Genomic DNA, 19,115 nt, shown 5'->3' on the forward strand with positions numbered 1-19,115 from the left:
GTCGTCAAAGAGCCACTGGGCTGCAACCGACGTTAATCAGGCCGTTGTAGCCGTTATTTTGGCAGCAAACGGGCTGTGCGCTGCACGAGTTGCCGCCGGCACCGATGACCGAAATGGGGTTGCACTGGAGTCCGACGAGCGCATCCGGTGCCGCGGTACCATTCAAATTGCTCAAAAGCGCTTGCACCGAAGGATCGTCCGCACTCTGCACCGAGTTGCAACACTGAACCGCTCCGACATTGCACGCGTCGACGGGCTGCCCAACGGTGGATCCAGGGCCGCCCTCGATGACGTCGACCATCAAGCTTACCAGGCCCTCGATGCTCGCCGCCCCCGAGAGATGCGCCACGTTCACGATGAGCGCGCTCGTCGACGTTGCGGGATCCGTGGACACCAACTGCTCGTTCAGCACGAGCTCCAGATCCACGGGCAACTTCACGTCGAGCCCCGGAATCGCAAGGAGGCTGTTCACCCGCAACTTCGTATTCGGCGCAATCTCCAGTAACGGAATCTTCTTCCCGCCGATGGTCAATTCACTGACCGACATGGTCCCGTGGCACTCTTGGCCGGCCGCCGTGGCCTCGCACTTCGATTCCGCGACGAGATTGCGAAGCACGACCAAACCATTGAGCATCGTCACGTCGCCCGCATTCGTCTGCCCGGTGGCACTCACGCTGGTGCTGGTCTTCGTATTTTTCGGATTGCTCTCGGCCCCCTCCACACGAAGCAACCGCAAGTCGCCCAATTTCACATCGATGTCCACGAACGGATGATCCGTTCCGCCTGCCCCGCCATGGGTCGCGCGGTGCACGGCCGTCGGACCGATCGTCAGCGTGTCGTGCCCGAAGAGCCAGAGGCTTGCAAAAACCGTCGCCGTATTCGCCTCCGACCGCGAGGAGAGCCCCAACTCGTTCGGCATCGCCGCCCCTGGCGTGACATCTTGGGTCGCCTGCCCTTCTCCGCCTGCGCCAGCCCCGCAAGCCGCGGCCCCCGCGACAAGGCCGAGAATCGATAGAGCCCTCACTCCGTATCCCAAACGATGACCTTTCATGGTTGTCCCCTCCCCACTCGTTGCTTCAGCAACGAACGGGCCGGCGGGGATGACACGTCAACATCGCCGCGCAATGGGTGACCTGCGCTACTGTGGATTGCGCCTTTCGGAATGCGAATACCGCTTAAGGGATGGAAGTACGCACTGTCGCTGTCCACTCGCTGAACGGCTACACGTCCAGTCCTGCCGAGGTTTGCCGTATCGAAACACTTCCGACACGAAGTTCGTAAACCAACGCCTTACTTGTTCGGCATGGCTGTACGAAACGTGAGAAACGGAGTTATTCCCGGCACTTTGACAGTCAGAAAGGGTTGAAGAAGGTTGCTGGATACCTTAGACTTTCGAGTTCCGTGAATCGCGTTTCCGCACGCCGCTCTGCCCTGCTCGCCGTCCTTTGCGGCCTCATGGCGCTTATTTTTAGCGCCGTGCCGGTAGGATCGTCGTTTGCGGCTTGGGCGACGGTCCATCTCTCGGTCGCGTCCGCAATGGCGCCCGCGCAGGTTGCGGTGGATCGCGAGCGGAACGAGCAGGATGGCCAAAACGGGAACGCTTCCATGGCTTTCCCGCCGGAAGAGGAAGAAGACAGTCGTCATGATGAGCCCGTCGCAAAGTTCGAACGGGTCATCGATACCTCGCAGCACGGCAAGGATCTGAAGGGGTGGGAGCGGGTTGCAATCGAGCGGCCGGTTAGTGACGTCGACGCCGAGTGCCCGAGTCCCCCTCCACGAGCCTGAGATACGTCTGCGCGACGGCATCGGGCGCCATTTCAGCGCCATCCGTCCGAGGGCCATTTGCTGGGCAGTGACGGCTTCGTACCGCGAACGTTCGCGGTGAGGGCCCCACGCAACGGCGGGCTCCCTCCACGGATCGCGCGCCGCGCGACGCGATAGTTCGATTTCGCGATTGGCAATCGGGAACGCTCCGGCTGCCGCGGTGAGATCTTGATTGGCATTCGGTATTATCGAAATGCGATGCACCATTCCATTTACGAATCGATACGATCACGTTTCGAACAATCGCAAAAACGTCCCTTGCAACCCGCACTTTGACGCTTCATATCGTCTACAGCGCACCGCGGTACGAGACGAAAGACCGCCGGCTTCTGCTTCTCTTGATCAAACACCCATGACCAAGAACGGTCCCGCCAAGAACATCGCAGGGAAAGCAGGATGGGCCATGCGTAACTTCGTCTGGCATTTTCGAGCGCAAATCGGATTACCGATTCCCCACTTTAAAATCAGTAATCGGCGGGAAACAAATCGGCGCGCCATCAGGTTGTCCACGGCGTCGTATGGGAAGAAGGCGCGGTCCTCTTCGCCATACTTCATTCATGAAGGGTCACGCTAAATTTAAATTTAGCGATCGACCGTTCGAATTTAGACGGATTTTGGAAGGGTAGATGTGCAGCGCCCGGATATCGGCGTCGAGTCGAGGTTCGCCAGCCATCACCTGGATTGTCACGGAGCCAACATGCAAAAGCTGATTCAAGGGATTCACGAGTTTCAACGCAGCATTTTCCGTCCGCAGCGAGAGTTGTTCGAGAAGCTGGCGACCGGTCAGAACCCCGAGACTCTCTTCATCACGTGCTCGGACTCGCGCATCAATCCCAACCTCATCACGCAGACGCAGCCCGGCGAGTTGTTCATCATCCGAAACGCCGGAAACATCATTCCACCGCACAGCCTGCACGTGGGCGGTGAGGCAGCCACCATCGAATACGCGATTGCCGCGCTCAAGGTGAAGGACATCATCATCTGCGGCCATACGCGTTGTGGCGCCATGAAAGCCGTCGTGCATCCCGCCGACGTGAACGAGCTCCCGCGCGTGGCCAGCTGGCTGGCGCATGCGGAGGCGACGCGGCAGATCATCCGCGAACACTACCGCCACCTCGAGGGCGAGGCGCGCGTCACGGCGACCGTGCAGGAGAACGTGCTCGTGCAGCTCGAGCATCTGCGCACGCAGCCGATGGTCGCCGCAGGCATCGCCGGAGGAACGCTCCGCCTGCATGGCTGGGTCTACAAGATCGAGACCGGCGAAGTGTTCGCATTCGATCCCGAGCAACGGCAGTTCTTGCCCGTCGCAGACGCGCGCCTGCCGGCTGCTCCCGAACCCGTCACCCACTTCCAATCTATCTGAGCCTCGTTCGATGGAATCGAAAGCCCATAACAGCAGTCGCACCTACTCGCAGGACCTCCTCGCGTCCGTCGTCGTCTTCCTGGTGGCCCTTCCGCTGTGCATGGGAATCGCCATCGCATCGGGCGCTCCACCCGCCGCGGGCCTGATGACCGGAATCATCGGCGGGCTCGTGGTGGGCACCATCCAGGGCTCACCCCTGCAGGTCAGCGGGCCTGCGGCGGGCCTCACGGTCATCGTCTGGCAGCTCATTCAACACCACGGCCTGGCCGCGCTCGGCGTGATGGTGCTCCTCGCGGGCGCCATTCAAGCCGCGGCGGCCCTGGTCAAGGGAGGTCGCTGGTTCCGAGCCGTTCCGCCGTCGGTCATCCACGGCATGCTCGCCGGCATCGGCGTGCTGATCTTCGCGGGCCAGTTCCACGTCATGGTGGACGACAAGCCGAAGAGCAGCGGCTGGTTGAACCTGATCAGCATCCCGATGGCGGTGTGGAAGGCGCTGTTCCCCGAAGGGAACATCCACCACCAGCAGGCGGCCCTGGTCGGCGTCGTCAGCATCGCGACGCTCTTGCTCTGGACGCGTGTGCCGGCGCGTTTGCGCCTCATCCCCGGCCCGCTCGTGGGGGTCGTGGTGGGCACCATCGTGGCCAACGTTTTCGGCTTCTCCATCGCCCACGTCAACGTACCGAGCGATCTCACCGCGTCCATCTCACTGCCCACGTCGGCCTCGCTCCAGTTGCTGACGAATCCGGCCGTGTGGGGCACGGCGATGGCCTTGGCCGTCGTTGCTAGCGCGGAGACGTTGCTCTGCGCGGGCGCCGTCGACCGCATGCACACCGGACCGCGGACGAACTACAACCGCGAGCTCTTCGCCCAGGGCGTCGGAAACATGCTCTGCGGCCTCGTGGGTGCGCTTCCCATGACGGGCGTCATCGTCCGTTCCTCGGCCAATGTCCAAGCCGGTGCGAAGTCCAGGCTCTCCGCCTTCCTGCACGGCGTGTGGATCCTCGTGCTCGTGGTGGCCCTGCCCCAGGTGTTGCGGCTCGTGCCGGTCGCCAGCTTGGCCGCCATCCTCGTCTTTACCGGCTACAAGCTGGTCAACGTCAAGATGATGAAGGAGCTCTCCAAGTTCGGGAAGAGCGAGGTGGCCATCTACGCCGTCACGGTCGTCGCCATCGTCGCCACGGACTTGCTCAAGGGCGTGATGGTGGGCCTGGGCCTGGCCATTGCGAAGCTCCTCTACCGCATGTCCCGCATGGAAATTCATCTCGAGGACATTCCCGAGCAGGCTCGCGCCGTGCTCCGTCTGCGCGGAACGGCCACGTTCTTCCGCCTGGCCGACATCGCCGAAACCGTGGACCGCGTGCCGCCGGGACGCGAGCTGCACATCCACTTCGACGAGCTCGACCACGTCGATCACGCCACCTTGGAGTTTCTCACCAATTGGGAGAAGCAGCATCGCACCCAAGGCGGTTCGGTCGTGGTCGACTGGCATGCCCTCGAGCAGCGTTACCATTCGCACCGAGGCAACCACCGCAAGGCGACCCCACAGGTCGAGAACGAGGCCATGCCGAAGGAGGGCGATCCCCTCGCGGGGGCCGCCTAGCTCCTTCCGCACCAGCCTTTTTCGTCGGTATCTTTCCACGCGCCAACGCTTTCGCGATTGGCGCGTGTCATCTTTTGTGGTGTCCGGTCGAGTTTTGCTAGATGAAGGACCGTGGCATCGGCGAAAGCATCGGCATCGAACGAAGCGTTGCGTCCTCTCGCAGTACCCGTGGGTCCGCGGTTGGAGCGCGTGCTCGACGTGGCCTATCGGGCACGGCGGGCCGTCTTGCTCGAAGGGCCGACGGGCATCGGCAAAAGTGAAATCGTGCGGAGCGTGGCGGACAAGCTGGGCATCGCCACCACCGTGTTGGACTTGAGCCTGCTCGAACCGCCCGATCTCGTCGGGCTGCCGGTGGTGCGCGACGATGGGCGCACGCACTACGCGCTGCCCTCGGTGTTGCCGCGCGATGGCTCCGGGATCCTTTTGCTCGAGGAGCTCAATCGCGCCGAGCGGTACATCCAGCAGCCCGCCTTGCAGCTGCTCTCCGCGCGGCGGCTGCACGAGTACGAGCTTCCGCAGGGTTGGATCTGCGTGGCCACCGTCAACCCGCAGACCGCGGAGTACCATGTGACCGCCCTCGACAAGGCGCTGCGCGCGCGCTTTCTGCAGGTCAACGTGCGCGCCGATCGCGGTGCGTGGCTCGCGTGGGCGCAGACGCACAATCTGCACCCCGGCATCGTGGCGCTGGCCCACGGGCACGAGCGCATCTTGGACGACGTTCCACCGCGAACCTGGGCGTACGCCTCGGAGCTTCTGCGCGCGTTCTCGCCGGCCGAATTGCACGATGGTGCACTCCTGCGCGATGCGCTCGGTGGGTACTTGCCCGCGGCGTGGGTCGAAGCGCTCTTGGCGTCACGTGCATCGTGGGGCTCGCAGCTCTCGTTCGACGTGCGCGAGCTGCTCGCCGCGTACACCGCCGACTCGCCCCGCGCGCGCGAGATCACCGGCTACCGCGATCGTGGCCAGACGGACCGCATCGACGAAATCGTGCATCGGCTGGCACCGCTGCTGGCGGGCCCCGAGGCGGGCGTGCTGGTCGCGCAAAAGCAATTGCTCCTCGCGTCGTTCGAGGCGCTGCTCGCCGATCTGCCCGGCGATCAGCGCGAGAAGCTGCAAGAGGCCATCGGCTCCAACGTGACGGCGACGCCGCTCATCGACGTCGAGCCCAGCGAGCTCCTGGCGCGCTTTCCTGGCAGCGCCGCCGAGAAAAAGCTCGCGGCCTGGCGTGCGGATCCGGTCAAACGGCACCGGATTTCGCTGCTGATCACCGCCCTTTGCGTCTTCGTGGAGCAACCCTCGCGCCTGCCCGAGCTCAAAAAGAGCAACGTGGCACGCACCAGCCTCGGACACGTGCTCACGCAGCTGCCCGAACGCGACGCCTTGGTGCTGGTGGAGACCTTGAAGCGCGTCGGCATCACCCCGGTGCGACCGGGCACGTGAGTGCAACCCCGGTGAATGCGGGCAAATCCGCGAGCGAACTCGAAAGGTGGCTCGACGGGTTCGTGCGCGATCCGAGCTTTCTCGAGGCGTACCCTTATTACGCGGCCATTCTCGCGAAGATCACGCCGGTTGCCGATCCCTCCGTGAAGCGCATGGCCATCTCGCTGCACGAGGGCCGGCTTTACCTGCACGTCAACGTGGAATCCTTCATGGCCGAGCCCCAGTTCTTGCGCGGCGTGCTTCTTCATGAAGTGCACCACGTGGTCTTGGGTCATCTGACGCACCCCAAGTTCGTCGACGTCGAGGAGCCCGAGCTGATGGACCTCGCGGTGGAAATGTCTGCCAACGAGTACATCGAGGAGCCGCTGCCCCCGGCGGTGACCTGCCGCGCATACTCGAACGTGGGCATCCGCCCGGGGCAGAGCACGCGCGAGCGCTATGAGATCCTCGTGGAGCATGCGAAGAAAACAGGGGTGCGCCCGCGTCCGTCGGCCGGTGAGCAAGGCGCGGGCACCGTCGATGACCATCGCTTTTTGGCGCGCGGGCGGGCTGCGCCAGGCGGTGTGGCGCAGACGGCCATCCTCGTGGCCAACGCGGTGAGCGAAGAATCACAGGAGCACGAGGCCGAAGAAGCGCAGCAAGACCGCGATGTGCCCCGCCGCTTTCTCCTGGCCGGACGAACGCCGGCGCGCATCGTCGAAGAGCTCATGGACACGACGCGCCTGCCCGACGAGCCCCTGGATTGGCGCACGGCACTGCAGATGTTCGCCGCGCGCGCCCGGGCGCCGGTGCACACGTGGTCGCGTCCAAGCCGGCGCTTTCCCCATCGCATTTTCGAGGTGCCCGGCCGCAGCTGGTCGCTCCGCCGCTCGGACGTTCCGCACCTGCTCATCGCCATCGACACGTCCTTGAGCATGAGCAAAATCGAGCTCGAGGATATCGCCCGCCAGTTGATGGTGCTCTCCGAGCGGGCCCACGTCATCGTGGCCGAGTGCGACGCCGCCGTCTCACGCATCTATCCCTTCGCGGGGCGCATCGACAAGGTCACCGGGCGCGGTGGCACCGATCTGCGACCGGTGTTCGCGCCCGAGGTTCTCGGCGCACATGACGTCGACGGCGTCGTCTATTTCACCGACGGAGACGGCCCCTTCGCACCGGAGCCCCCACCGGTTCCGACGCTCTGGGTCCTGACGAAGCCCACCGCCTTCGGCTGCCCCTGGGGCCAACGCGCACGGTTGCGGCCTCACAAATAACTGAGCCACGCGGACCGATTGCGCCGTTTGACCTCGGCAAACCAGTGGCAAGGCCCATACAGCAAGGCCAAGGCCGCGAGCCAAACCACGTACACCGTCCCCAAGCCATAGCCATTCCGGCCCGCAACGAGCGCCGCCGCGTGAATGAGCGGTAAATGCAGCAGGTAAAAGAACAGCGGCACGCGCCCGAGCACGAGAAAGGGCCGGGCCGCACGTGCGAGCGCCAACCCAGGACGATCCAGCGCCGAAAGCACCAGCAGCGCCGGCCCCAGGGTCATGGCCAGATAAAGAAGCGACGGCGGGTACTTCGAACAATTGAGAAACGAGATGAACGTAAAGATCGCGCCACGCGCCTGCACGCTCCAGGGCTGCGGATCTCCGTACACGTTTGCGGTGCGCAGCACGACGAAGAGCAGGAGCACGGCCCCACCGAGCCAGGCCACCCGACGTCGCCGCAACGCGGCCTCGCCCTGAAGAAGCGCACCAAAGGCATATCCTGCGGCCATCACGCCTATCCACGGTACGAGCGGATACGCGACGTAAATCGTACTTGGCCCGGGCTGGGACAAGACGCCCGACTCGTGCGCCACGAGCCACGCGGCCTTGAACGAGCCCAGGGTCTCCGCGTGCACCCCATCGAGCGCATCGTGGAGGCCAATCATGGCTACCGCGAACACGGTGAGCACCCGCAGCGGCAAAAAGACGAGGACCGCGAGGGCGACCATGCTGCAGCCCAGGGCCCAAATCACCTGGAGCACCACGGTGCCCGGCAGAAGGTGCCACGTCCACCACGCGCGAACCCAGATGATCTCGAGGAACACGAGCCAGAGCCCGCGGGTCACGAGAAACTTGGCCAGCTCCGGCTTGGGTCGCCGGCTCAAGTAGGCGCCCGTTCCGGCGAGAAACACGAAAACGGGCGCGCAGAAGTGGGTGATCCACCGGGTCGCGAAGAACGCCGGCGTCGTTTGGTCCAAGTCCGTCGGGTCGAACCCGGCGTTCGAGAAGAAGTCGCGCACGTGGTCGAGCGTCATGATCGCCATCACGATGCCGCGCAGAAGGTCCACCGATTCGATGCGTTCCGTGGCGCGAATCACTCGATCCATGAATGAGGAGTCCCCATGATGGCGCGAACGTATCATGGCTGTCATGGTCCGCATCGCAATGGACCAATCGCGCCGCGCACGCGAGCGCAGAGATACGTTGTCGAACGCGCGATGATGCGCAATGTTCGAGTGCAATGGATGTTGCGATGCCGTCGCTCGTGGGCAACTACGACGACCTGCGCTGCCGATTGCAGATTGCGGACGTCGATGAATCAACCCTCACCGTTGCCTCGTTCGAAGGATATGAGCGGCTTTCTTCGCTGTTTTCCTACACGATCGCGGTCATCACCGAGCCGGAGGACGTGCAGGATCTCGAGATGGCCCTCGGGCGCGATGCGTCATTCTCCGTGGCGCGGGGCGGGACGACGGAGCTGGTCGTTCACGGAATCGTCACCGAGGTCGTGCCGGATGGCGCCTACGTAGGAGACAACCGCGCCTCCACCGTCGTGGTGATCGAACCGCACCTGGCAAGCCTGCGCTACTCCGGCGGATATCGCATCTTCCAGCAGATGACCGTGGAGCAGATCATCCGCGAAATCGTGCGCCCTGAGGGTATCCAGACCGTCTGGCACGTCTACCCGCCCCTGCCCACGCACGAGTACACGGTGCAGGCCGACGAGACGGATCTCGACTTTCTCGCGCGCCTCGCGGCCCACGAGGGGCTTCACTATTACTTCGAGCGAACGGCGGATGCCATGACGCTCGTCTTCACGAACCGCCGCGATGGGTTCACCGATCTGGCGAATGACGCCGATGTCGACTTTCACCACGACAGCGGTGCGATCTCCGGTGAGCACGTGAGCCGCATTCAGCGCGCCCAGCGCGTGCGGACGGGCGCCGTCGAACATCGCGATTACGATTTTCGGACGCCGGCGACGCGGCTGAAGGGACGGGCCCAGGTCGATGCGAGCACGGGCCACGCCCGCCGGGAGCGGCGCGGCTATGCCGCCGGATTCCGCGATTTGCACCAGCTCGCCGAGAGGCGCGCGCAATTGCGGCTCGCCCAGGAGCGCTCCGATTCGTTCACACTGAATGGCACTGCGTCGATGCTTCGGTTCTTTCCGGGCAAGACGTTCACCCTCCACGGCCATCGCGATGCGGCGTTCAACCGCAAACTCCTTCTCACGCAGGTGTCCGTCGCGGGAAAAGTGCACGGCGTGCGCTCGATTGGCGCGAATGGCCCGAGTGGCGTGGGAGGAAGCATCGCCGGCAAGGCCAGTGAGGAGCTCACCGCGTTCGAGGCGGTGCCGGCCGAGGTGACCATCCATCCGCCGCACCTGCCGAAGCCCCGCTCACGGTTGGAGAGCGCGCGGGTGGTGGGCCCCACCAACGGCGACCCGTTCGTCGACGAGTACGGCCGCATCAAGGTGCAATTTCACTGGGACCGCGACGGCAAAAACGACGAGAACAGCTCCTGCTGGATCCGCATGATGACCCCCGTCGCCCACTTCGACGAGGGCTTTTGGCAGGCGCACAAAGTCGGTGCCGAGGTGCTGGTGGACTTCATCGATGGCGACATCGATCGGCCCGTGGTCATCGGCGCCGTGTACAACGGAGTCGACACCCAGCCGTACAAGATGCCGGCGGACGTGGCCAACAGTACGTGGAAAACGAAGAGCGTTCCCGGCGGCGCCGGCTTCAACGAGATTACGCAAGACAACCACGCCGGCCAGGAGAAGATTTACATCCACGCGCAGAAGAACATGGACATCACCGTCCTGGATGCGCACACCGAAAGCATTGGCTCGAACAAAACGAGCACGGTGGGCGCGAATCGAACGAGCACCATCGGCGCGAACAATACGGTGACGGTCGGGGCGAATGAAACCACGACGGTCGGCGCGAACCAGACGCACTCCGCGGGCGCGAACCAATCGTTTTCCGCGGGTGCCGATCAATCGCACTCCGCGGGCGCGAATCAATCTTTGTCGGCCGCCGTCGATCAAACGCATTCCGCGGGCGCGAAACAGACGCTCTCCTCGGGTGCCGATCAGTCGATTTCCTCGGGGGCGAATCAGACGATCTCCGTGAGTGCGAACCAAACCATCAATGTGTCGGGCAGCCGCACGAAGTCGGTCCAGGGAAGCGATTCCTCCACGGTCCAAGGAGCTTTGAGCCAGACCGCAACGGGCGCGATCAGCATTTCCTCGGCGGCCGATCTGTCTCTGCACGCGGTCAATGTCACCATCGATGCGGGGGCTAGCATTACCCTCAATGTCGGCGGCGTCTCGCTGAGCATCACGTCGGGCGGGGTCACCGTGACCGCCCCCAACGTGTCGCTGGACGGAAGCGGCGCCACCTTGACCTTGGCGGGCGACGCCCACATGAACGCGGCGGGTGTGGCCAAGGTGACCGGGGGAACGGTCAAACTCAACTCTTGAGGCTCTGTGAAGAAATGTGTAGGCGATGGCACGCGCCATTCGTGGCGCGCATGCTGCGGGCATGCGAAGCGCGCTTACCCTTGTCTTGATAACCGGTTTTGCTGCGTTCTTGCCGGCAGAGCTCCAGGCCGATGAAGCGGCGCCGCGGCCGGTACCCGCGGAGCTCCTCGCGAAGCTCGCACGAACATCGGCGCAGTTCGAGGCGATGATGGGCAAAGCCTCGTTCACCGTGACGGGCCACATGGACAACAAAGAAGGAACGGCCCGCGTGACGATGCAAGGCGATCGCAGCAAGGTGGAGATCCTCAAATACGTCGAGGACGGGCAGGACAAAACCGAGGAGGCGAAAAAGCGCGCCGCCGAACGCGCACGGGAGCCGCGCAAGGCTCGCCAGTCCCGCGACGAGGTCCATATGCCTTTTCTCGCAAGCGAGCAGACGAACTACGACTTCTGGGTCGGCGACGTCGACGCGCACGATCCCACGCACATGCGCGTCTTTTTCCACGCCAAGGTCCCCGCCGAAAATCGAATGAATGGCTCGGCCTGGGTCGACGAGCGCTCGGGCGAGCTGCTGACGGCGAGCGTCACCGCGAGCAAAACGCCCGCGTTCATCGATTATATACGCGCCAAATTCGAGTTCGGTGAGCAAACCAGCATGGGCCCGGCCATTTCGAAGCTTTCGTTCGACACCGCGGGCGGATTCCTATTCGTGCGAAAGCACTACGCCGGATCGGCCACGTTCGCGTCGTACGAGCTCAGTCCCTGAAGAACGACGCCTGCTGAAAGCGCAGGCCGTCGAGGATCTGCTCCACCCGTGGTTGAGTGATTGAACCAATTCGCTCGCCCAAGCTGGACTTCGCGATGGACTCGATCTGCGACACGACCACGACGCTCTGCTTTGGCAAATTCCCCTCGCCTGGCTCGAGAAGAACGTTCCCCGGCTCGTTCGCCCGGTGCAAGTTCGAGGTCAGGGCGCAGACGATCACGGTCGCGATGCGCGACTGGTTGAACCAGTCGTCCTGCACCACGACGTACGGGTGGGCGTAGCTCGGGATCCAGAAGATGTCCCCGCGGTGAATCTTCATGCGCGCCCGCGGTGCTCGCGATAAATGCGGCGCACGAAGGCCCCCGCGGGGCGTCCCTGCGTCTCGCGAACCAGATCGAGGGCATCTTGCGGCACCGGGCCAAGCGAATCGATGGACGGATAGGCTTTTTCCGACTCCGGCGGGAACACGCTCACCCCGGCGAGCGCGGCAAAGGTGAGATCCGCCGCGGTGAAGCGATCGCCCGTGAGGTACGGCCGCCCGTCCTCGAGGCGCCGCTCGACGTCGTCGAATACGCGGAGCACCTCGTCGCGTGACTGCGTAGCGGTGCGCGCGTCGATGTTCATGAATCGGTTCATCGTCAAACGCACCGCGGGGAACAGCCACCGCAATGCAGCCTGCTCCCACGGCGGCGTCCCGCGGTCCATGAGCTTGCGCGCCATGTCGGGATTCGGCAGGAGATAGAAATAGATCACCCGGCGAATGTGCGGCCCGAGGCGCTCGTCGAAATCGTCCTCCAAGGACTGCACCTCCGCACGCCGCACGGCATCCTCCGGGTACAATTTCCTTTCGGGGCCCGCCAACGTGTCCGCGTGGGCCAGGATGTCCGTCGAATCGGCGAAAACGCGGTCCCCGTCCACGAGCACCGGCACCGAAGTGCGCGGGCTCGTGGCACGCCAGACCGCGAGGCGATGCAGCACCGGCGCATGCCCCTCCTCCACGTAGTCGCATCCCGTGTAGTCGAGCGCCCACCGGGCCTTCTCGCAAAAGTGACTGAAGGGGATCGTGACGAGCGTCGCCATCGATCCCCAAGCATACCCTCAGGGAAGTGCGGAATACACGTACGGTCCCTTGCCGTAGTTGGAGATTTGCAGCTTGACGGGGGCCGTGCTCACGGCGATGGGCGTCGGGTTCATACGGCCCTCCGAGGTGTACATGGTCGGCGAGGTGTTGATCTCGTAGTGCATCGTCCCGTGGCGATCGGCCCGCGTGGAGCGAACCAAGGCGCCGCTCGCGTCTTTTTCGAGCGCAAACCAATCCATGCCCGCGAATTCGAATCCGACGGCATCGTCGTGGAAACGCGCACCGCACGCGATCCAGCGACCTTGAAGTCGCTCTTTGAATTGCTCCACGGTGGGGCGGGGCGGGAAAACACCGGCCTCCGGCAGCGAGCATCCGGCCTCGCCGAGGCGTGCTCCAGGCTTGCCGGTGGGCGGCGCCTCGACGGCCTCCGTCGAGCGAACGAACATGTCTTGGCCATAAGGAAATTCGGACTTCCACGTATTGCGCGATGCGGAGAACGAAATGCTCCGCGGGTAGGTGCCGCCATCCCCGCGCGACTGGTAGGCCCACCAGCGGTCGCCGTTCAATTGGGGCGCAAAAAAGCTCTCATTGGCGAAACCGGTGACGCGCTCGAGTTTCCCCGCGGCATTGCGCTTCAAGGAAAACGCGCGCCCTTCCATGTCGATTTCGACGCCGGCCGCGCCGTCGAAGGGCGAATCCTTGCTGCTGCAACGCAACCAAATGCCATCGAGGCGCTCCATGAGCTCTTCGCCCGATGCCGCGCCAGGCCCGGTCGTGGGCTCCGCCCCGTCGCACGTCAGGTTTGCCGTGTTGCTGGTCGAACGATGCAACGGCGTGTAGGCGGCAAGGTCTTTCTCTTCGTTCTTCGGCGGATCATTCGACTCGGTGCCGCCACACGCGGCAAGCGAGGTAACGGCAAAAATGGCGTAAAATGCACGAAAGGAAGGCATATCGAACTCCTTGAAAGAGATGCGGCCCTCGAGCAATTCGGGTGCCGCCGTCGAATCCCGCGCTCCACTCCTACTCCGCGCGCGCGCCCGTGACATCCACGACATGGTGGTTCGAAAGGCCATGGCCCAAGCGGACAGAAGCTGCTTGACTGAGACAATGATGGCGATCATCATTCGCGCGGCATTTCGCCAAGAACAATGGAGACACCAATGAGGCTGACGGCACCGAATGTCGTTTTTGCAGGGTGGATGACCATGTTGGCTACGGCCTGTGCGGTGAGTACCGACTCGCACGATCCATCCGATGCACCGGAAAATGCGCCGCCCGCCCCGCAGGCGTTGCTCGCCCACGAACCCTATCCGGATCCGTCGCTGCCCGTGGCCACGCGGGTCAGTCAAATTCTCGCGAAGATGACCCTGGACGAGAAACTCGGCCAGATGACCCAGCCCGAGCGAGCTTCCGTCAGCAACGCCGACGTCACCAATTTCTACATTGGCTCCGTGCTCTCGGGCGGAGGCTCCGCGCCCTCGCCGAACAATGCCACGAGCTGGGCGAACATGTACGACGCCTACCAGAACGCGGCCACCAACACCCGCCTTGGTATCCCGCTGTTGTACGGCATCGACGCCGTGCACGGGCACAACAACGTATTCGGCGCGACGATTTTCCCGCACAACATCGGCCTGGGGGCGACGCGCAATGCCAACTTGGCGCAGCAGATTGGCCGCGCGGTGGCCGAGGAGGTCTCCGGCACCGGCATCGATTGGGACTTCGCACCGTGCCTCTGCGTCGCGCGCAACGATCGCTGGGGTCGCACCTACGAGTCGTTCGGCGAAAAGCCCGAGCTGCCCTCGCAGATGGCCGCGTTCATCACCGGCCTGCAAGGTAGCTCGCTGAGCGCGTCCGGCTCGGTGCTCGCGACGGCCAAGCACTATGTCGGCGACGGAGGCACCACCAACGGCACCGATCAGGGCAACACGCAGCTCAATGAGGCCGATCTGAGGGCCATCCACCTGCCGCCCTTCCGCGAAGCCATCGCGCGCGGGGTGGGCTCGGTCATGATCAGCTACAGCAGTTGGAACGGGGCCAAGATGCACGGCCAGCAATATTTGATTACCAATGTACTGAAGAACGAACTCGGATTCAGCGGATTCGTCGTTTCCGACTACAATGGTATCGATCAAATCGACGGGCAGGCGGGCTTCACCGCGGCCGAGGTGCGCCAGGCGATCAACGCCGGCATCGACATGGTGATGGTACCGACGGCTTGGCGGGAGTTCATCTCCACCTTGCGCTCCGAGGTGCAGGCCGGCCGGGTGCCCATGTCGCGCATCGACGATGCGAACCGCCGCATTTTGACGAAGAAGTTCGAGCTCGGCATTTTCGAAAAGCCGCTCACCGATCGCAGCTATACGGGCACGGTGGGCAACGCCGCGCACCGTTCGATCGCGCGGCAGGCCGTGCGCGAATCGATGGTGCTGCTCAAGAACGCGGGCAACGTTCTGCCGCTGGCCAAGGCGAACAACAAGATTTTCGTCGCCGGCAAGAGCGCCGACAACATTGGCAATCAGAGCGGCGGGTGGACCATTTCGTGGCAGGGCAGCAGCGGCAACATCACCACCGGGACGACCATCCTGCAGGGTATCCGCAACGGCGCCGGCGCGGGCACCACGGTGACGTACAATCAGAGCGGCTCGGGAATCGACAGCTCGTACAAAGTGGCCATTGCCGTCGTGGGAGAGACGCCGTACGCGGAGGGTGCAGGTGATCGCCCCAACGACATGGGCCTCGACTCCGCGGATTTGAACACCATCAACACGCTGCGAAACAGCGGGGTGCCGGTGGTGGTCGTCTTGGTGTCGGGCAGGCCGCTGGACATCGCTTCGCAAGTACCCAATTGGAATGGCCTCGTGGCTGCGTGGCTTCCCGGCACCGAGGGTGCGGGCGTGGCCGACGTGCTCTATGGCGATTACGCGCCCACCGGCAAGCTGCCCATGACCTGGATGCAGTCGGCCAGCCAACAACCGATCAACGACGGCGATGGCAAGCCTTCCCTCTTTCCCTTTGGATTCGGCCTCACGTACGGCGCGCCGCCCTCGCGCAATCCGTACGATACGATCCAGGCGGAGTCGTTCGACGGGCAGTCGGGCATTCAGACCGAGACGACGACCGACACGGGCGGCGGGCAGAACATCGGATACATCAACCCCGGTGACTCCGTGTATTACGCAAACGTAGACTTCGGAGCCACGAGCGCCGTCTCCGTCACCACGCGGCTCGCGTCGGGCGCGGGCAGCGGAACGTTGCAATACCGCCTCGACAGCGCCACGGGCCCGGTCATCGCCAGCACGGCGGTTTCGGGCACGGGCGGCTGGCAAAGCTGGACGAGCGCCACCGCGAACCTCACCGCCTCCGCCACGGGCCGGCACACGGTGTACATCACCTTCACCGGGCCGGGCGGCGATTTCGTGAACATCAACTGGTTCCGATTCGCGCGCTGACGCGAGAGCCGACGAACGCGATACGGTGTACCAACTCGATTGGTACACCGTGATACACGCGTGCGCGGTTTTCTGCGAGAAAACCGCGCATGGGCGTGACGGATTGCCCCTTCCCTTCCCAATTCCTAGGTAAAGGGGCATTCGAGAATGAATCACCTGATCAAAGGAAGGCTCGTCGTTCCCGCAGGGCTCATCGTGGTCGGCATCATGGTGGCCTGCCGGGGCAGTGACTCGCAGAAGGCTCAGGAGGGCCCCTTGAACGGGCTCGAGGATTCCGGCCGAGCCGATGTCCGCCAGCCCGACGCTGCAGCGCCGGACGCGGAGCAGCTGGATTGCGCACCGCCGGATGCCGGGCCCGATGCCCGAACGGACGCCGCGCAAGATGCGCCCACGGAGCCGCCGGACAGTGGCCCCGTCGTGTTCAGGCCCTCGAATCTACCGGCTGGCATTTGCGACACCGCAACGAGCAAGGAGCTCGTCGTAGCCGCCAACGAGACGGCGGGCATCGATCCCGATCGGGACTGCGACCTCGTGATTCCGCAAGGGCCCGACCTGCAGGAGATCTGCGTTCGCATCTATTCCACGGTTAAAATCGCGGGTAGGTACCTTGCGAACGGCGGAAGACGGGCGGCGGCCATCGTGGCCACCAAGTCGTTCACCCTCGAATCGAGCGGGAAGATCGACATGGTGCACCCCGGCCCCAACATTCTGATTTGGTCACCCGGAGCGGATCTCCGAGGAAGCGGCAGCAAAGGCTCCGGCGTGAGCGGCGGCGGAGGCGGCGGACAAGTGACCTCGCCGGGAGCTCGAGGAGGAAGCTCGGGAGGCGCCGGGGGACCCCAATATGGGGATCCGACATCGAGGCAACTCATTGGAGGAGGCTTCGGTGGCTACGGTGGAGAATCCGCGCGGCCTCAACAGGATCCCGTGCCCCCGGGCGGCCCGGGCGCGGCCATGCAGTTCGTCTCCTGCGGAGAGATGACGGTCGCCGGCACGATGGACGCCTCGGGTTCCGGAGGTGCAGTTGGGAACTACGCCCCGGAGTACGGAGGCGGTGGCGCCGGAGGGGGCGCGGGCGGCATGATCCTCATCGAGGCCACGAAGGTCACGGCATCGGGTGGAAAGATCCTCGCGCGCGGAGGTCAGGGCGGAGCCGGCGGCGCCGTCCTTTACGGTGTCGACATTCTCCTGTACGGCGGGGCGGGTGGCCAGGGCGGGACCGGTGCGAGCCCGCCCACCGAGGGCGAAAACGCGAAGGTCACGCACGACCCGATGCCCCCGGGCAAGTACTCGGGTGCAGGCGGAGGCGGAGGCGCAGTGGGACGCATTCTAATCAACGTGCCCCGAGGCACGTCGCCCGTGCTGACCGGCGTCGAAATCGATCCGCCCGCGGTGATCGGTACGACGAACTGATTGCACCAGCGTGGCGCACGACTGGACGACGAAAGGCATTCGCAACATGAAATCGTATCCGCGGATTGAAAGAAGCATGGTCGTTCCCGCAGGACTCATCGTGCTCGGCATCATGGTGGCCTGCGGGGACAGTGGTTCGCAAAAGAGCCACGAGGGGACCTTGAATGGGCTCGAGGACTCCGGCGCAGGTCCTGTCGTGTTCCAGCCATCGAATCTGCCGGCCGATATTTGCAATACGGCGACGACCACGGATCTCACGGTGCCCGCCGGCCAATCGGTGAGCATGAATACCGACCAGGACTGCGATCGCGTGATTCCGCAGGGCCCGGGCCTCCAGGACATCTGTGTTCGGATTTATTCGACGATCAAGATCGCGGGCACCTATGTCGCCAACGAGGGAAGTCGGGCGGGGGCCATCGTGGCCACCAAGTCCTTCACCCTCGAATCCGGCGGCGAGCTCGCCCTGACTTGGCCGGGAGAGGCTCTCGGGGTCGAACCGCGACCAGGCGCGGATGCGCGAGGAAATGGCACGAAGGGCAGCTCGGGTGCGACCGGTGGCGGTGGAGGCGGGCAGATGACCTCCGCAGGGGCTCCAGGAGGCAACTCGGGAGGCGCCGGTGGTCCCCAATATGGCGATCCGACAGGGCGCCAGCTCATTGGGGGAGGCTACGGCGGTGCCGGTGGACCCGCTGCGCGGCCTACATCACCCCTCGCGATCCCGGGAGCACCGGGCGCGGCCATGCAGATCGTCGCGTGCGGAGACCTCGCGAGCGCGGGCACGATCAACGCCACGGGCTCCGACGGCGGCCACGGGGACTACAGCCCCGAGTGGGCTGGTGGTGGCGCGGGAGGAGGCGCAGGCGGCATGATCCTCATCGAAGCTGCGAAGGTCACGGCATCGGGTGGAAAGATCCTCGCGCGCGGCGGAAACGGCGGCCCGGGAGGCCCTGTCGTTTGGGGCGGCAGCGTTCTGCTCTATGGCGGTTCGGGTGGCCGCGGTGGAACCGGTGCGAGCCCGCCCACCGCAGGAGAGAATGGGCAGACCAGCCAACCTCCCATGCCTCCCAACCAAAGCTCCGGCGCGGGCGGAGGCGGCGGGGCAGTGGGCCGCATCTTGATCAACGTACCCCAGGGCACGTCGCCCGTATTGACTGGCGTCGAAATCGACCCACCCGCAATCATCGGAATAACGCACTAGTTCCGTGTATGCCGGAATACACCGCTGCCGCCCTGAGCGATGTGCGGATCGAACGGGATCCCAATGGCTACTTCGGTTGGCGTGCAAATATCGCATCGATGGGTCGTGGGTATTGCTGCTCTTCCTATCCATCGGCGTAGGCGCAAATGATGCGCCCGCGCGGATCCGTGCGGCTGCGCACATCGATATTGCACGCGTGTGCTCGCGCCGGCCGGCCGCGCTGCACTATCTTCGGTGCTCG

15 protein-coding genes are annotated in these 19,115 nt (G+C 64.3%); 9 read left to right on the forward strand and 6 right to left on the reverse strand.

Annotated elements, in window-relative coordinates; genetic code table 11:
* Positions 1-4: 4 nt before the first annotated feature.
* Both LZC95_28510 and LZC95_28515 read right to left on the reverse strand, forming a co-directional pair.
* Positions 5-1,051, reverse strand: coding sequence for a hydrophobin family protein (locus LZC95_28510; GenBank protein WXA90393.1), 1,047 nt, complete (start codon positions 1,049-1,051; stop codon positions 5-7).
* Positions 1,052-1,290: 239 nt separating this feature from the next.
* Positions 1,291-2,031, reverse strand: a complete 741-nt coding sequence (locus LZC95_28515) for a hypothetical protein (protein WXA90394.1) — start codon at positions 2,029-2,031, stop codon at positions 1,291-1,293.
* 490 nt (positions 2,032-2,521) lie between these two features.
* Here LZC95_28515 and LZC95_28520 point away from each other — a divergent pair, with 490 nt between their 5' ends.
* From LZC95_28520 to LZC95_28535, 4 genes are all read left to right on the forward strand, one after another.
* Positions 2,522-3,187 (forward strand): carbonic anhydrase, encoded by a 666-nt coding sequence (locus LZC95_28520; GenBank protein WXA90395.1) that lies wholly within the window; start codon positions 2,522-2,524, stop codon positions 3,185-3,187.
* Positions 3,188-3,197: 10 nt separating this feature from the next.
* Complete coding sequence (locus LZC95_28525; protein WXA90396.1) at positions 3,198-4,787, forward strand: SulP family inorganic anion transporter; 1,590 nt, start codon at positions 3,198-3,200, stop codon at positions 4,785-4,787.
* Between the two features lie 111 nt (positions 4,788-4,898).
* Entirely contained in the window at positions 4,899-6,227 is a 1,329-nt protein-coding gene (locus LZC95_28530; GenBank protein ID WXA90397.1) for a MoxR family ATPase, read from the forward strand.
* Complete coding sequence (locus LZC95_28535) at positions 6,224-7,480, forward strand: VWA-like domain-containing protein (protein WXA90398.1); 1,257 nt, start codon at positions 6,224-6,226, stop codon at positions 7,478-7,480. The genes LZC95_28530 and LZC95_28535 overlap by 4 nt, the downstream gene beginning before the upstream one ends.
* Here LZC95_28535 and LZC95_28540 read toward each other — a convergent pair.
* Positions 7,471-8,583 carry a heparan-alpha-glucosaminide N-acetyltransferase domain-containing protein gene (locus tag LZC95_28540; GenBank protein ID WXA90399.1) on the reverse strand — a complete coding sequence of 371 codons (1,113 nt, stop codon included), beginning with the start codon at positions 8,581-8,583 and terminating at the stop codon, positions 7,471-7,473. The genes LZC95_28535 and LZC95_28540 overlap by 10 nt on opposite strands.
* Before the next feature lie 146 nt (positions 8,584-8,729).
* Between LZC95_28540 and vgrG the strand changes: the two genes are divergently transcribed.
* Positions 8,730-10,964, forward strand: coding sequence for a type VI secretion system tip protein VgrG (gene vgrG / locus LZC95_28545; protein ID WXA90400.1), 2,235 nt, complete (start codon positions 8,730-8,732; stop codon positions 10,962-10,964).
* 25 nt (positions 10,965-10,989) lie between these two features.
* Complete coding sequence (locus tag LZC95_28550; protein ID WXA90401.1) at positions 10,990-11,730, forward strand: hypothetical protein; 741 nt, start codon at positions 10,990-10,992, stop codon at positions 11,728-11,730.
* Here the strand turns inward: LZC95_28550 and LZC95_28555 are convergent.
* From LZC95_28555 to LZC95_28565, 3 genes are read right to left on the reverse strand one after another with little or no spacing between them, the layout of a single operon-like run.
* Positions 11,720-12,049, reverse strand: coding sequence for a type II toxin-antitoxin system PemK/MazF family toxin (locus LZC95_28555; protein WXA90402.1), 330 nt, complete (start codon positions 12,047-12,049; stop codon positions 11,720-11,722). The genes LZC95_28550 and LZC95_28555 overlap by 11 nt on opposite strands.
* Positions 12,046-12,810, reverse strand: coding sequence for a glutathione S-transferase family protein (locus LZC95_28560; GenBank protein ID WXA90403.1), 765 nt, complete (start codon positions 12,808-12,810; stop codon positions 12,046-12,048). Before LZC95_28560 ends, LZC95_28555 begins: the two co-directional genes overlap by 4 nt.
* Before the next feature lie 18 nt (positions 12,811-12,828).
* A complete protein-coding gene (locus LZC95_28565) occupies positions 12,829-13,761 on the reverse strand; it encodes a hypothetical protein (GenBank protein WXA90404.1) in 933 nt (310 codons plus the stop codon).
* A 210-nt stretch (positions 13,762-13,971) separates the two neighbouring features.
* On the opposite strand from LZC95_28565, the gene LZC95_28570 reads away from it, so the two are divergent.
* From LZC95_28570 to LZC95_28580, 3 genes are all read left to right on the forward strand, one after another.
* The gene (locus tag LZC95_28570; GenBank protein ID WXA90405.1) at positions 13,972-16,263 is read left to right on the forward strand and encodes a glycoside hydrolase family 3 C-terminal domain-containing protein; all 2,292 of its coding nucleotides are present in this window, start codon (positions 13,972-13,974) and stop codon (positions 16,261-16,263) included.
* 147 nt (positions 16,264-16,410) lie between these two features.
* Positions 16,411-17,676, forward strand: a complete 1,266-nt coding sequence (locus tag LZC95_28575; GenBank protein WXA90406.1) for a hypothetical protein — start codon at positions 16,411-16,413, stop codon at positions 17,674-17,676.
* A gap of 46 nt (positions 17,677-17,722) precedes the next feature.
* Positions 17,723-18,874 (forward strand): hypothetical protein, encoded by a 1,152-nt coding sequence (locus LZC95_28580; protein ID WXA90407.1) that lies wholly within the window; start codon positions 17,723-17,725, stop codon positions 18,872-18,874.
* The last annotated feature ends 241 nt before the right edge of the window (positions 18,875-19,115 follow it).

Source organism: Sorangiineae bacterium MSr12523 (assembly GCA_037157775.1).
GTDB lineage: Bacteria > Myxococcota_A > Polyangia > Polyangiales > Polyangiaceae > Pendulispora > Pendulispora brunnea.